The sequence below is a fragment of the Streptomyces bicolor genome (assembly GCF_000719285.1).
In the GTDB taxonomy this organism is placed as follows: Bacteria; Actinomycetota; Actinomycetes; order Streptomycetales; family Streptomycetaceae; genus Streptomyces; species Streptomyces bicolor.
Genome location: NZ_JOFS01000019.1, coordinates 135,792 through 150,147, shown reverse-complemented (window position 1 = coordinate 150,147; position 14,356 = coordinate 135,792). Strand labels below are relative to the sequence as shown.

Genomic DNA, 14,356 nt, shown 5'->3' with positions numbered 1-14,356 from the left:
GGGGTGTTTCACGTGAGACATCGTGAACCACCCCGCTTCAGCGGACTCAGTGCGCGGATCCCGCGGCGGCGCCCGCGGCAATGTGCTGCGTACCGATCCGCTTGCGGAACACCCAGTAGGTCCAACCCTGGTAGAGCATCACGATCGGGGTGGCGATGACCGCGCACCAGGTCATGATCTTCAGGGTGTACGGGCTCGACGAGGCGTTGGTGACCGTGAGACTCCACTCGTCATTGAGCGAGGACGGCATGACGTTCGGGAAGAGCGTCAGGAAGAGCATCGCCACGGCGGCCACGATGGTGACGCCGGAGAAGGCGAACGACCACCCCTCGCGCCCGGCCTGGTTAGCCACCAGCGCCGCCACCAGTGCGGCTACGGCCACCACAAGCGCGACCAGGCTCTGGCCATCGCCGTTCTCCATCTGCGTCCAGACCAGGAAGATCAGCGCCAGCCCGGCGGTGGCGAGGCCGACCGACAGGGCCAGCTTCCGCGCCCGCTCCCGGATCTCCCCGACGGTCTTGAGAGCGGTGAACACCGCCCCGTGGAAGGTGAACAGCGTCAGCGTCACCAGACCACCGAGGAGCGCGTACGGGTTGAGGAGGTCCAGGACGGTGCCGACGTACTCATGGCTCTGGTCGATCTTCACGCCCCGCACGATGTTGGCGAAGGCCACGCCCCACAGGAACGCCGGGATCAGCGAGCACCAGAAGATCGCGTGCTCCCAGTTGCGCTGCCAGTTCTCCTCGGGTCGCTTGGCCCGGTACTCGAAGGCGACACCCCGGACGATCAGGCAGACCAGGATGAGCAACAGTGGCAGATAGAAGCCGGAGAAGAGCGTGGCGTACCACTCGGGGAACGCGGCGAAGGTGGCGCCACCCGCCGAGAGCAGCCACACCTCGTTACCGTCCCAGACGGGACCGATGGTATTGATCAGTACCCGCCGCTCGGGCCGGTCACGGGCGAGCAGCTTGGTGAGGACGCCGACCCCGAAGTCGAAGCCCTCCAGGAAGAAGTAGCCGATCCACAGGACGGCGATCAGGACGAACCAGACGTCGTGAAGTTCCATGACTGTGCAGCTCCCTCGGCCTAGTACGAGAAGGCCATCGGCTTGTCGGCGTCACGGGAGTCGCCGCCGATCTTCGTGGGCGGGTTCAGGTCGGCCTCGGTGAGCTCGGGCGGGCCGGCCTTGACGTACTTGACCAGCAGCTTGACCTCCACGACCGCGAGGATCGCGTACAGCGTCGTGAAGACGATCATCGAGGTGAGGACCTCGGCCTGGGAGACACCGGGGGAGACCGCGTCGCGGGTCTGCAGGACGCCGTAGACAACCCACGGCTGACGGCCCATCTCGGTGAAGATCCAGCCCCAGGAGTTGGCGATCAACGGGAAGCCCAAGGTCAGGACGGCGATGCGCCAGTACCACGTGGTGAGCTTCGGACCGAGAGCCTTCTTGGCCTTCGGCAGCAGCACGAGATGCGGCACCTCGTCATCACCGACCCGCAGATGCTGCGGCAGCATGAACTTCTTGCGGGTCAGCCAGAGTCCGATCAGGCCGATGGTGAACGACGCCATGCCGAAGCCGATCATCCAGCGGAAGCCCCAGTAGGCGACGGGAATGTTGGGCCGGTAGTCGCCGGGACCGTACTTCTCCTGCTCGGCCTTGTTGACGTCGTTGATGCCGGGGACGTACGAGCTGAAGTCGTCCTTGGCCAGGAAGGACAGCAGGCCCGGGATCTCTATCGCGACCTTGTTGTGGCCCTTGTCGACATCGCCGACGGCGAAGACCGAGAAGGGCGCCGGCTCCTCGCCGTCCCACAGCGCTTCGGCTGCGGCCATCTTCATCGGCTGCTGCTCGTACATGATCTTGCCGAGGACGTCACCGCTGATCGCGGTGAGCATGCCGCCGATGACCACGGTGACCAGGCCGAGCCGCAGCGAGGTCTTCATGTCGCGGATGTGCCTCTTGCGGAGCAGGTGGAAGGCGGAGATGCCGACCATGAACGCCCCACCGGTGAGGAAGGCCGCCGAGAGGGTGTGGAAGGCCTGCGCGAGCGCGGTGTTCTGGGTCAGCACGAGCCAGATATCGGTCAGCTCGGCCCGTCCCTTCGCCTCGTTGATCCGGTAGCCGACGGGGTGCTGCATCCACGAGTTGGCCGCGAGGATGAAGTACGCCGACAGGATCGTGCCGATGGAGACCATCCATATACAGGCAAGGTGGATCTTCTTCGGCAGCTTGTCCCAGCCGAAGATCCACAGACCGATGAAGGTGGACTCGAAGAAGAAGGCGATCAGGGCCTCGAAGGCGAGCGGGGCACCGAAGACGTCACCGACGAAGCGGGAGTAGTCCGACCAGTTCATGCCGAACTGGAACTCCTGCACGATGCCGGTGACCACACCCATCGCGATGTTGATCAGGAAGAGCTTGCCCCAGAACTTCGTCGCTCTGAGGTACTTCTCCTTCTCCGTGCGTACCCAGGCGGTCTGCAGTCCGGCCGTGAGGGCGGCCAGGGAGATCGTCAGGGGGACGAACAGAAAGTGGTAGACGGTGGTGATACCGAACTGCCAGCGCGCCAGAGTCTCCGGCGCAAAAGCCAGGTCCACGTCGCCGCTCCTTACCTACGCTTGTGAAAGCGTTCACATTCACAAGCAATTATGCAGCACGGCCCTTTCGAGCCTCGGCGGGGGGTCCCTTGTTCAAGCCCAATCCCTTGGCGCGAGCTTCAACATATTGTTGAATCTGCTGTATGCAGACACAGTCGCCGCTACAAATGCGGATCTCCTGGCCCGCAGGGCACGTCACCGCGACCCTCGACGACACGCCCACCACGCAGGCTCTCGCCAAGGCCCTGCCCCTCGTCTCCACCGCCCGCACCTGGGGCGAGGAGGTGTACTTCGACACAGGAGTGTCCGTTTCACGTGAAACGGACGCCCGGCAGGTCGTCGACCCGGGCACGGTCGCCTTCTGGACGGACGGAGACGCCCTCGCCCTCCCCTACGGCCCCACGCCGATCTCGCGAGGCGACGAATGCCGCCTCGCGAGCCCGTGCAACGTCCTGGGCCGCCTTGACGGTGACCCCCGCCTGCTCGCGACGGTGCGCGACGGCGACCCTGTACGCGTGGAACTCGTAGACGCCTGAACTCATAGGCGCCTGAACTCGTCCGCAGCCTGACCGACCTCGTGGAGCCCTACAGCTCCCTCCGAAACCCTTCCGCCACCTTCAGGAAGATGTCGTTCGCCTCGGCCTCCCCGACCGTCACCCGCACACCCTCGCCCGGGAACGGTCGGACCACCACGCCGTGCTCCTCGCACGCCGCCGCGAAGTCGACCGTGCGCTCTCCCATTCGCAGCCACACGAAGTTGGCCTGCGTCTCGGGCACCGTCCAACCCTGAGCGCGCAGCCCGTCGACCACGCGGTTGCGCTCGCACACCAATGAGCCGACACGGCCGAGCAGTTCGTCCTCGGCGCGCAGCGAGGCGATGGCCGCGTCCTGAGCGAGCTGGCTCACCCCGAAGGGCACGGCCGTCTTGCGCAGCGCCGCCGCGACCGGCTCCTGGGCGATCGCGAAACCGACACGGAGACCGGCGAGGCCGTAGGCCTTGGAGAACGTCCGCAGAACACAGACGTTCGGCCGCTCGCGGTAGATCTCCACACCGTCCGGCACCTCGGGGTCCCGGATGAACTCGCGGTAGGCCTCGTCGAGCACGACCAGCACATCGCCGGGCACCCGGTCGAGGAACCGCTCCAGCTCGGCCCGCTTCACGACCGTGCCCGTCGGGTTGTTGGGATTGCAGACGAAAATCAGCCTGGTGCGGTCGGTGATGGCGGCGGCCATGGAGTCCAGGTCATGCACATCGCCCGGCGTCAGCGGTACCTGCACCGAGGTCGCGCCGCTGATCTGCGTGATGATCGGGTACGCCTCGAAGGACCGCCAGGCGTAGATGACCTCGTCGCCGGGCCCGGAGGTGGCCTGCAGCAGCTGCTGGGCGACGCCGACCGAGCCGGTGCCGGTGGCCAGGTGGGAGGCGGGGACGCCGAAGCGCTCGGACAGCTCGTTCATCAGCCCTGTGCACATCATGTCCGGGTAGCGGTTGAAGGACGAGGCGGCTGCCGTCACGGACTCCATCACGCCGGGCAACGGCGGATAGGGATTCTCGTTGGAGGACAGCTTGTAGGCCACCGGACCACCGGCCGCGGCAGGCTTGCCCGGCTTGTAGGTGGGGATACCCTCCAGCTCGGCGCGCAGCTTGGGGCTCGTCTCGCTCACCGCAGTCCTCCTCGCGACCACCGGCGGCCCGTCATCACCGCCGGCTCCAATACTGCTCACCTTAAGAGGATTCGGCGCCGATGCGTACAGGTGAGACGTCCCCGAGTGCGGACCCCTTCTGTCACACCTGCATCAGGGGCATCGGCGTACGAAGCTGTACGAATTGGGGGGCGCATCACACATATATCTACGCGCCGGTGGCTCACGCCGTGGCGCGCATCCCTCGTGAAGGTGAGTTGAGACCTCTTCGAAACATCGGGCACTTGGCAGGCTCATACGTGCCGACAAGTCACGTCCTACTATTGGATCGTTCAACTCCCTTGCTTTCCAAGGAGTTTGGCGTCCAATGACCATGCAGAAACGTGCCTGTCAACGAGTGCATATGCGTCCGCACTACCCCACCGCATGAGCCCTACTATCGGCTCGCCATGACAGCAGCAGGGAAGCACCAGGTGAGCCGCGCGGAAACCTCACGCCGAGGCAGTCGGCCCGGCCGGGCCGGGATCAGAGACGTGGCCGCCGCTGCCGGGGTCTCCATCACGACCGTTTCCGACGCCCTCAACGGTAAGGGTCGGCTCCCCGACGCCACCCGACGCCATGTCCGCGAGGTCGCCGACCGACTGGGCTACCGGCCCTCGGCCGCCGCTCGCACGCTCCGTACCGGCAAGTCGGGTCTGATCGGCCTGACCGTGACGACATACGGGGATGAACCTTTCACCTTCACGGAGTTCGCGTACTTCGCCGAGATGGCCCGCGCGGCCACCTCGGCCGCGCTCGCCCGCGGCTACGCCCTCGTGATCCTCCCCGCGACCTCGCGCCACGACGTCTGGTCGAACGTCGCCCTCGACGGCACGGTCGTCATCGACCCGTCCGACCAGGACCCGGTCGTCAGCGAACTGGTCAGACAGGGCCTGCCGGTCGTCTCCGACGGCCGCCCGGCCGGCTCGCTCCCGGTCACCGCCTGGGTCGACAACGACCACGAGGCCGCCGTTCTCGGCATCCTCGACCACCTGGCCGACGCGGGCGCCCGCCGGATCGGACTGCTGACGGGCACCACGACGGACACGTACACCCATCTGTCGACCACCGCGTACCTGCGCTGGTGCGAGCGGGTCGGCCAGGATCCGGTCTACGAGGCCTACCCCGCGCACGACCCGTGCGCCGGCGCCGTCGCCGCCGACCGGCTGCTCGCCCGCCCCGACCGCCCCGACGCCGTCTACGGCCTGTTCGACCCGAACGGCACCGACCTGCTCGCCGCCGCCCGCCGCTACGGTCTGCGCGTGCCGGACGACCTGCTGCTGGTGTGCTGCAGCGAGTCGACCGTCTACGCCAACACCGAGCCGCCCATCACCACGCTCTCCCTCAAACCGCGCCGCATCGGCACGGCCGTGGTCCAGCTCCTCATCGACGCCATCGAGGGCGTGGACTCGGACCAGCCGGTCGAGCAGGTGATACCGACCGAGCTGATCGTGCGTACCTCGTCCCAGCGACGGCCGCCGCGTACGACGGTCAGCCCGCCTCGGTCGCCCGAGGAGCGCTAGGAACTGCTCGGGGGAAGCGGCGGACGCTGTTCGGCGGTGGGTGAAGCGCAGGTCCCGGAGCGACGGAAACAGGTCAAGGAGCGACGGGGAGCGCGGCCGACAGACGGCCGAAGCCCTGCCCAATCGGGGCGAAAGCCGCGGTGAACAGGAGTCCTGCTCCGATTCACCACCCCTGGGTCATCACATGGCGCGATCGGCATTCCTATGATGGGCCCACGACACCGCGGGCCGCTGCGACCAGGCAGTCCGATGCGGTGCAGCTGCGGCGCGATGGTGGAGGGGTCTGATGACTCAGGGGGCCGGTCAGGGACCCGAGGTGGAGCGGACGGCGACGTTGCGCGACTTCCGCGTGCCCGCTTACGTCCACGAGACCGGTCCGTACGGCCACAGCACGCACCCCGGCGACGTCGTCCCGCTCCTCGACGAGGCGTATCCGGAGGGGTACACGCCGACGGAACGCGACCTGCCTGTCATCAACCGGGGTGACACGGTTCAGGTGCAGGTCGACCCCGCGTCCCTGCCGGCCCCGCAGTCGGCGAGCGGTCCCGGCCCGCTGTTCGTCGTAGGCGACGTGCACGGCTATCTCGACGAGTTGGTGGCCGCTCTGCAGGAGAAGGGCCTCGTCGACTCGGCGGGGAACTGGTGCGCTGGCACCGCCCGGCTGTGGTTCCTCGGCGACTTCACCGACCGCGGCCCGGACGGCATCGGCGTCATCGACCTCGTGATGCGGCTGTCCGCGGAGGCGGCCGCGGCCGGCGGCTACTGCAAGGCCCTCATGGGCAACCACGAGCTGCTGCTGATCGGCGCCAAGCGGTTCGGCGACACCCCCGTCAACTCCGGCGCGGGCACCGCCACCTTCCAGGCGGCCTGGCTGCTCAACGGCGGCCAGAAGACCGACATGGACCGCCTCCAGGACCACCATCTGCAGTGGATGGCGCGACTGGACGCCATGGAAGAGGTCGACGGCCATCTGCTCGTGCACTCGGACACCACCGCCTATCTCGACTACGGCGACTCGATCGAGGCGGTCAACGACACCGTCCGCGAGACCCTCACACGCAACGACGCCGACGAAGTCTGGGATCTCTTCCGCAAGTTCACCAAGCGCTTCTCCTTCCGCGACGAGGGCGGCGCCGACCATGTGCGCTCCCTGCTCGATACGTACGGCGGCACCCGCATCGTTCACGGCCACAGCCCCATTCCGTACCTGTTGGGCGAGGTCGGCTCCGAGGAGAGCGACGACGACAGCGGGCCCCTGGTCGAGGGACCGCACGTCTACGCCGACGGCCTCGCCATCGCGATGGACGGCGGCGTGACCATGGCCGGAAAGCTGCTGGTCCAGCAACTGCCCCTGGATATCTGAACGTTCACCGGGCAGGCGTCCCCCCGTCCCGCAGCGCCGGAGGACGGTGCAGGCCAGGGCCCAATTTTGGCAAACCCCCTGTCACCGTGTGCCGTCACCGCTCTACCATCGGCTTATCCGTAGCAGGCTCCCCTCCGTTTCTGCCCGACGGCTCGTTGCCATGCGAGCCCCAAGCCCTACGGAGCATCGGGGGATGCACATGAACAGCGTTCCGCAGCACCTGCACAGCGAGGACCGCCAGGACTACGAGCGGATCCTCGACGAGGCGCTGCGCTCCGCACCACACCGCCCGGAACTGACCGCTGTCGGACAGCGGCTCAACCCCGAACAGCTGCGCACCATGGCGCTCAACGCCTCCGCACTCATCACGGCGGCCGCGGCGACCGAGTACCAGCACTACGTGAAGGTCCGCGAGGAACTGCGCCAGCCGGCGCCGTCCACCCCGTCGTCCGCCCGCGAGTCCGGCTCCACCGAGTCGGGCACGGGTGCGATGGGGCTCGCCACCACCATGGGAGAGGTCGCCGAGACCGCCGGTCCCGGCGTCATCGCCGTCCTCGCCGTCCTCGCACCCGTCCTCGCCGGCACCGCGGCGGCGATCTTCCTGCTCGTCGGCTACATCCTGAAGATGTTCGACCCCGAGCCGGCGTTCGCCCAGACGATGCTCACCACGGGATGGGTGTTCGGCGCCGTGGCCGCGGCCGCGATCCTGGTCGCCGCCGTCGGTCTCCTGCTCACCGCGCTGCGCAACCGGCCCGCCTTCGACGGCGGACCGTACGGCGAGCTGGGCGAGGAGGTCGCCCGGGCCAGGGAAGCCTGGCGCGAGGCCCTGCTGGAGCGCGGCATCCTGCCCTTCCTTCGGGAGGCACTCGCCGACCCCGGCACGGCGACGGCCCTGCACCGTACGCCACCGTCGACGCCGGCCGGCCGCATCCCGAACCTCGGCTACGACCGCCCGGGTTTCAGCAGCCCGGGCGACGGCTCCTCCCCGGGACCGCGACCGAGCTTCACCAGCCCGGACTACACGAGCCCGGACTTCGGAGGGCCGGAACACCAGCCGGAGTAGCCCCTCGGCTTGCGCCCCCGCCGTAGGAGAGCCCCCGTCAGGGGACCCTCCTCCGCGACGGAGCCCCGGGGAGACCTCCTCGGGGAGGCGCAAGCCGAACAGCCGGGCAGCACGCCTGGCACCCGGCCACGCGCCGGACACCGGGGCATGGCGCCCTGGGTCAGGACGTCGACGTCAGTCCGCGATCGGCAGGTATACGCGGTTGCCCGCCGCCGCGAACTCCTTCGACTTCTGAGCCATGCCCTCCTCGATCTCCTCCCGGGACTCGCCGTGTTGGCGGCGGATGTCCTGGGAGATCTTCATCGAGCAGAACTTCGGCCCGCACATGGAGCAGAAGTGGGCCGTCTTGGCGGGCTCGGCCGGCAGGGTCTCGTCGTGGAACTCCCGCGCCGTGTCCGGGTCGAGGGCGAGGTTGAACTGGTCCTCCCACCGGAACTCGAAGCGGGCGTCGGAGAGCGCGTCGTCCCACTCCTGCGCACCGGGGTGCCCCTTGGCGAGATCGGCCGCGTGGGCGGCGATCTTGTAGGTGATGACGCCGGTCTTGACGTCGTCACGGTTGGGCAGGCCCAGGTGCTCCTTGGGCGTGACGTAGCAGAGCATGGCCGTGCCCCACCAGGCGATCATCGCGGCACCGATGCCGGAGGTGATGTGGTCGTACGCCGGCGCGACGTCGGTCGTCAGCGGGCCGAGCGTATAGAACGGAGCTTCATCACAGATCTCCTGCTGAAGGTCGATGTTCTCCTTGATCTTGTGCATCGGGACATGTCCCGGGCCCTCGATCATGGTCTGTACGTTGAAACGCTTCGCGATCCGGTTGAGTTCCCCGAGAGTTCGCAGTTCCGCGAACTGCGCCTCGTCGTTGGCGTCCGCGATCGAGCCGGGCCGAAGGCCGTCGCCCAGTGAGTACGTGACGTCGTACGCGGCGAGGATCTCGCACAGCTCCTCGAAGTTCTCGTACAGGAAGCTCTCCTTGTGGTGCGCCAGACACCACGCGGCCATGATCGAGCCGCCGCGCGAGACGATGCCGGTCTTGCGGTTGGCGGTGAGCGGTACGTACGGGAGGCGCACGCCCGCGTGGACCGTCATGTAGTCCACGCCCTGCTCGGCCTGTTCGATGACCGTGTCCTTGTAAATCTCCCAGGTCAGCTCCTCCGCGCGGCCGTCGACCTTCTCCAGCGCCTGATAGAGCGGCACCGTGCCGATGGGGACGGGGGAGTTGCGCAGCACCCACTCGCGGGTGGTGTGGATGTTGCGGCCGGTCGACAGGTCCATGACCGTGTCGGCGCCCCAGCGGGTCGCCCAGGTCATCTTCTCGACCTCCTCCTCGATGGAGGAGGTGACCGCGGAGTTGCCGATGTTGGCATTGACCTTCACCAGGAAACGCTTGCCGATGATCATCGGCTCGATCTCCGGGTGGTTGACGTTGGCGGGCAGCACCGCACGGCCCGCCGCGATCTCCTCGCGGACCACCTCGGGAGAAACGTTCTCCCGGATGCCCACGTACTCCATCTCGGGGGTGATCTCGCCGCGGCGCGCGTAGGCGAGCTGCGTGACCGCCTTGCCGTCACGGCTGCGACGCGGCTGACGCGGCCGTCCGGGGAAGACCGCGTCGAGGTTGCGCAGACCGCCCCGGGGCGAGGTGTGCTTGATCCCGTCGTCCTCGGGACGGACGGGACGGCCCGCGTACTCCTCGGTGTCGCCGCGGGCGATGATCCAGTTCTCCCGTAGCGGGGGCAGGCCCCTGCGGACGTCGGTGTCGGCGAGTGGATCGGTGTACGGGCCTGACGTGTCGTACAGCGTGACCGACTGCCCGTTGGTGAGGTGCACCTGGCGGACCGGCACCCGCAGATCGGGGCGTGAGCCCTCGACATACGCCTTGTGCCAGCCGATGGACTTCCCGGCCTCCTGGGACTTCTCGTCCTGGACGGAGGCAGGCGTGCGTGCGTCCTTGTTGGTCATGAGACCTACTCCCTACGCCGGCATTACCCGGTAACAGGTTCGGCGGTCGACGCAGCGGTTTCCGTCTGCCGACGTTTCGTGTGAAACATCACTCGCGATGGGTGATGTTTCATGTGAAACATCGCTGGGACGGAGGTCAGCGCCCTCTCAGCCCGGTGCTCCGAGCTCCCGCGTGTACAAAGGTGGCACCACGCTAGCGTCAATTCGGGCGCGCTGAACAGAGGGCCCCGGTCGTTCTTGCGATGATCGGTCGGTGACCACGACGCATGAACCTCCGTACCCACCGCCCGAGCGGCCCCGCGGATCCGGCGCCGGAAACGGCCCCGCGCGGGGCAACGGCCGTGCAGACGGCCGGGGTTCGGGGATTCCCGGAGCACGATACGACGGCGGATACGGCCGTGGCCTGGGAGACGCCCGCGACGATCACGCCGCTGGAAACGGCGGCTGGCACGAACACGGTCCCGGGGCCAGTGGGATGCACGAGCCCGGGAGCCGACCTGGCGGCGGGCACGGGCGGGATACGGGACCTGGTGGAGCGTACGAGCACCGTCCAGCTTCCGGTGACGCCCACGAGCACGGCTCCGAATCCGGTGGCTCACCGGGGCAGGAACCCGGCCCGGGTGGCGGGCATGGGCACAATTCCGGTGGTGGTCATGGACACGGGCCCGGATCCGGCGGATCGCACGGCGGCGGCGACGGTGGCGGGTACGGGCACTCGCACAGTCACGCCCACGGTCCTGCGGCGCCCGTCTCCCAGCACCTGCGCAAGGTCATCGCAGCGATCCTGATTCCGTTCGCGGCGGCTGTGGTGGTGGGGCTCGCGGTGCTGTGGCCGGGCGGTGCCCCGCCGCACGAGCGCACGGGCGTGGGCTTCGACCGGCAGACACAGCAGGCCACGGTCACCAAGGTGGTCGAGGTGAACTGCAAGGACGTGGGCGCCTCAGGGGTGCCCCCGACCGGTGACACTTCCACCGCCGAGGGTTCTTCCGCCGTGCAGCAGGAGAACGGCACCTGCAAGAAGGCGACAATCCGCGTCGACACCGGCACGGACAAGGGCCGTACGTTCACGGAGATCGTCCAGCCCGACCAGTCACGGCAGTTGCACGAGGGCCAAGAGGTCGTGGTCGCCTATGAGCCCTCGGCGCCCAAGGACCTGCAGTACTCGGTCACCGACGTGAACCGGCGCGTTCCGTTGGCGGTACTCGCCGGCATCTTCGCCCTCGCCGTCGTGCTCGTCGGGCGGATGCGGGGCGTGATGGCGCTGATCTCGCTGGCCATCAGCTTCCTGCTGCTCAACTTCTTCATCCTGCCCGCGATCCTGCAGGGCTCGAACCCGCTGGTCGTGGCGGTCGTGGGGTCGAGTGCCATCATGCTGATCGCCCTCTACCTGTGCCACGGCCTCTCGGCACGTACATCGGTGGCGGTGCTCGGCACACTGATCTCGCTGTTACTGATCGGCGTCCTCGGCTCGGTGTTCATCGACTGGGCCGCGCTCACCGGCAACATCGACGACAACACCGGCCTCATTCACGGGCTGTATCCGTCGATCGACATGAGCGGTCTGCTGCTCGCCGGCATCATCATCGGCTCGCTCGGCGTCCTCGACGACGTGACGGTCACCCAGACGTCCGCCGTCTGGGAACTGCACGAGGCCAACCCGACGATGGGCTGGCGCGGACTGTACCGCGCGGGCATCCGCATCGGCCGCGACCACATCGCGTCCGTCGTCAACACCCTCGTCCTCGCCTACGCGGGCGCCGCGCTGCCTCTGCTGCTGCTCTTCTCGATCGCGCAGAGCGGCGTGGGCACCGTCGCCAACAGTGAGCTGGTGGCGGAGGAGATCGTGCGCACCCTCGTGGGCTCCATCGGCCTGGTCGCCTCGGTACCGGTCACCACGGCTCTCGCGGCCCTGATGGTCGCGGCCGACAGGCCGGAGAAGGGGACGGCGTCTACGGGCACCCAGCCGGTCCCAGCGGGCGCACAGCCGGCTCCTGGGCGCGGAGGGCGGGGACGGCGGCGGAAGCGTTGAGACGGCGGCGGAGGCCGTGATACGGCGTTGTGGGCGGCAGTGAGGCGACGACGTGGGCCCTGAGGCGACGTTGGATCCGGCGAGATGGCGGCGGAAGCCGTGAGGGGAACATCCGCCGATCCGCCGTCGCCCGCCTGGCCCATCCGGTGCAACGCGAAGCACGCCCGCGAGGAAACACTCCCATGCACGCCGTTTGCGCCCGGCGAAGCGTTACGCCACCCCTCCTGGCCGCCGTGACACCTCAACCCGCGCTCTGCTCCTCCGCCAGGATGCGGTCCAGGGCCTCGTCGAGATGGGCGTCGAAGTCGGCGAGCGCGCCCTCCTGCCCGAGCGGCACCAGCTTGTCCGTGCGGTCGAGGAAGGCCACGAGCGGTGCCACCGAGGAGCGGAACAGCGCCTGGTCGGCGCCGACCTGAAGCCTGATCAGCACGTCTCCGAGCGTCTCGGAACCGGTCGGCGAGACCCGTACGTCCCCCTCCCCACACGGCCTGCCGACCCCGTCGACCAGCAGCTCGCGGCCGAAAGCCCAGGTCACCGGGGCGTCGCCGGGCAGGTGGAAGGTCAGCCGTACGGCATAGGGATCACAGGTCTCGTAGCGCAGCTCCACCGGGATGCGGAAGGAAAGCTCCTCGGATACGAGAAAGCTCATCATGACCTCTGCCTGTACGGACTCGCGCATCGCCTACCCCGTCGTTTGCCTTCGACTGGCCGGGAACGGACCCCGACACTGTGGAATCTTGCTGAACGTACACGAGAGATCACAAGGAGTGAGTTTTCACATACTGATAGAGATCGAGAGTGACCCCAGGAGCCGCCCGACCTCGTCCTGCAGCTGACGTGCCGCCGGCAGCAGCCGATCGGCCTGATGGACGGGCAGGGAAATGGCGATCGTCGCGGCCGTACTGCCCACCGTGATCGGGATCGCCGCACACACCGTGCCCAGCGCGTACTCCTGGCGCTCGGTAACCGGCTCCATCCGGCGAATGCGTTCGAGGCGGCGGAGCAGGGTGCGGCTGTCGCGGACGGTGTACGGGGTGATGGCCTGTACAGGGTGGCGGTCGAGATGGTCCAGGCGCGCGTCCTCGTCCATCTGGGAGAGCAGGCACTGGCCGATGGCATGCGCGTGGCCGGTCTCGCGGAAGTCGGCCCATTCCTCGACTGCCGGATTGCCCGGGGTGTCCGAGACGCCCATGACCTCGATCTCGCCGTCGCGGTACAGGGCGTAGTACACGGGTAGGCCCAGGGCGTCACGGCAGTGGGCGAGCGCGTCGGTGACCGTGCTGCGACGTTTCTGCTCGGCTCCGCTGCTGCTCAGCCGCACAGCGGCCTCGCCCAGGAAGAACAGCCCTCTGTCGCGGCACAGATAGCCCTCATGCACGAGGGTGCGCAGCAGGTGGTATGCGGTGGGCAGCGCCAGGCCCGTCTCGCGGGCGAGTTGCTTGGCGGGAGCGCCGTACTCGTGTCCGGCGACGCATTCCAGCAGGCGCATCGCACGTTGGACGGATCCGATGAGCGTCGCGGAGTGCGGCTGCTCGGGGGGTCTCGGGGACGCCTGCCGCGGGACCTGGGGACCGGAGGAAGGCGGCCGTCCGACAGGTGCGTGGGGTTCTGAGGGTGCGGTGTCAACCGTGGCCAAGGGTCACTCCCTGAGCGCGAGGGGGGAGCCCGTGCGGGGGAACACGGGAGGGGGTGCACGCCGCTCGCGGGGTCGTCCCCGCGTCGATTTCCGGACTCTATTCGTCCGCCACCGCTCACAGACGCCCTGCCCGGAAAACTTCCCTCGGCCGAGGGAAGCGGCGATTCCTGTTACCGCCTCCCTGTCCCCACGACCCTCACCAGTCGCTGCGCGACGAGGAGCTCGACGTGAACTTCCGTACGACGTAGATCAGTCCACCGACCAGGGCCACGAAGACCAGCACCTTGAAGAGCAGTCCGATGACGAACCCGACGACGTTGGCGATCAACCCGCCGAACACGACCAGGGCGATAACCGGCACCGCGATCCACTTCACCCACCACGGCAGTCCTGCGAAGATCTCACGCATCGCCCTCGTCCTCACCTCTCCGGCCGTCATGTGCCGGGTCCTGTTGCTTCGAATCTGCTGATTCCCTGCACTCGATGCTAGGACGGGCAG

At 68.1% G+C, this 14,356-nt stretch carries 12 protein-coding genes; 5 read left to right on the top strand and 7 right to left on the bottom strand.

Annotated elements, in window-relative coordinates; all coding sequences use genetic code 11:
- Positions 1 to 46: 46 nt before the first annotated feature.
- Positions 47 to 1,066, bottom strand: coding sequence for a cytochrome d ubiquinol oxidase subunit II (gene cydB / locus IF78_RS0124905; protein ID WP_031484743.1), 1,020 nt, complete (start codon positions 1,064 to 1,066; stop codon positions 47 to 49).
- Positions 1,067 to 1,086: 20 nt separating this feature from the next.
- Complete coding sequence (locus IF78_RS0124900) at positions 1,087 to 2,601, bottom strand: cytochrome ubiquinol oxidase subunit I (protein ID WP_031484741.1); 1,515 nt, start codon at positions 2,599 to 2,601, stop codon at positions 1,087 to 1,089.
- Between the two features lie 143 nt (positions 2,602 to 2,744).
- Here IF78_RS0124900 and IF78_RS0124895 point away from each other — a divergent pair, with 143 nt between their 5' ends.
- The gene (locus IF78_RS0124895; protein WP_031484739.1) at positions 2,745 to 3,137 is read left to right on the top strand and encodes a cyclophilin-like fold protein; all 393 of its coding nucleotides are present in this window, start codon (positions 2,745 to 2,747) and stop codon (positions 3,135 to 3,137) included.
- Positions 3,138 to 3,186: 49 nt separating this feature from the next.
- Here IF78_RS0124895 and hisC read toward each other — a convergent pair whose 3' ends face one another.
- Entirely contained in the window at positions 3,187 to 4,266 is a 1,080-nt protein-coding gene (hisC, locus tag IF78_RS0124890) for a histidinol-phosphate transaminase (RefSeq protein ID WP_031484737.1), read from the bottom strand.
- A 428-nt stretch (positions 4,267 to 4,694) separates the two neighbouring features.
- Between hisC and IF78_RS0124885 the strand changes: the two genes are divergently transcribed.
- From IF78_RS0124885 to IF78_RS0124875, 3 genes are all read left to right on the top strand, one after another.
- On the top strand, positions 4,695 to 5,807 hold the full coding sequence (locus tag IF78_RS0124885; protein WP_078662574.1) for a LacI family DNA-binding transcriptional regulator: 1,113 nt from the start codon (positions 4,695 to 4,697) through the stop codon (positions 5,805 to 5,807).
- A 286-nt stretch (positions 5,808 to 6,093) separates the two neighbouring features.
- The gene (locus IF78_RS0124880; protein ID WP_031484732.1) at positions 6,094 to 7,170 is read left to right on the top strand and encodes a metallophosphoesterase; all 1,077 of its coding nucleotides are present in this window, start codon (positions 6,094 to 6,096) and stop codon (positions 7,168 to 7,170) included.
- A gap of 193 nt (positions 7,171 to 7,363) precedes the next feature.
- Positions 7,364 to 8,233: a membrane protein gene (locus tag IF78_RS0124875; protein WP_031484730.1), complete on the top strand. Its 870-nt coding sequence runs from the start codon at positions 7,364 to 7,366 to the stop codon at positions 8,231 to 8,233.
- A gap of 174 nt (positions 8,234 to 8,407) precedes the next feature.
- Here IF78_RS0124875 and thiC read toward each other — a convergent pair whose 3' ends face one another.
- The gene (thiC, locus tag IF78_RS0124870) at positions 8,408 to 10,192 is read right to left on the bottom strand and encodes a phosphomethylpyrimidine synthase ThiC (protein ID WP_031484728.1); all 1,785 of its coding nucleotides are present in this window, start codon (positions 10,190 to 10,192) and stop codon (positions 8,408 to 8,410) included.
- 475 nt (positions 10,193 to 10,667) lie between these two features.
- Here thiC and IF78_RS0124865 point away from each other — a divergent pair, with 475 nt between their 5' ends.
- Positions 10,668 to 12,221, top strand: coding sequence for a YibE/F family protein (locus tag IF78_RS0124865; RefSeq protein ID WP_234439882.1), 1,554 nt, complete (start codon positions 10,668 to 10,670; stop codon positions 12,219 to 12,221).
- A 241-nt stretch (positions 12,222 to 12,462) separates the two neighbouring features.
- Here IF78_RS0124865 and IF78_RS0124860 read toward each other — a convergent pair whose 3' ends face one another.
- From IF78_RS0124860 to IF78_RS0124850, 3 genes are all read right to left on the bottom strand, one after another.
- Positions 12,463 to 12,900 (bottom strand): SsgA family sporulation/cell division regulator, encoded by a 438-nt coding sequence (locus tag IF78_RS0124860; RefSeq protein WP_031484724.1) that lies wholly within the window; start codon positions 12,898 to 12,900, stop codon positions 12,463 to 12,465.
- 96 nt (positions 12,901 to 12,996) lie between these two features.
- Positions 12,997 to 13,857, bottom strand: a complete 861-nt coding sequence (locus IF78_RS0124855) for an IclR family transcriptional regulator (protein WP_199921425.1) — start codon at positions 13,855 to 13,857, stop codon at positions 12,997 to 12,999.
- 196 nt (positions 13,858 to 14,053) lie between these two features.
- Positions 14,054 to 14,266: a DUF5326 family protein gene (locus IF78_RS0124850; protein ID WP_031484720.1), complete on the bottom strand. Its 213-nt coding sequence runs from the start codon at positions 14,264 to 14,266 to the stop codon at positions 14,054 to 14,056.
- Positions 14,267 to 14,356: the final 90 nt, after the last annotated feature.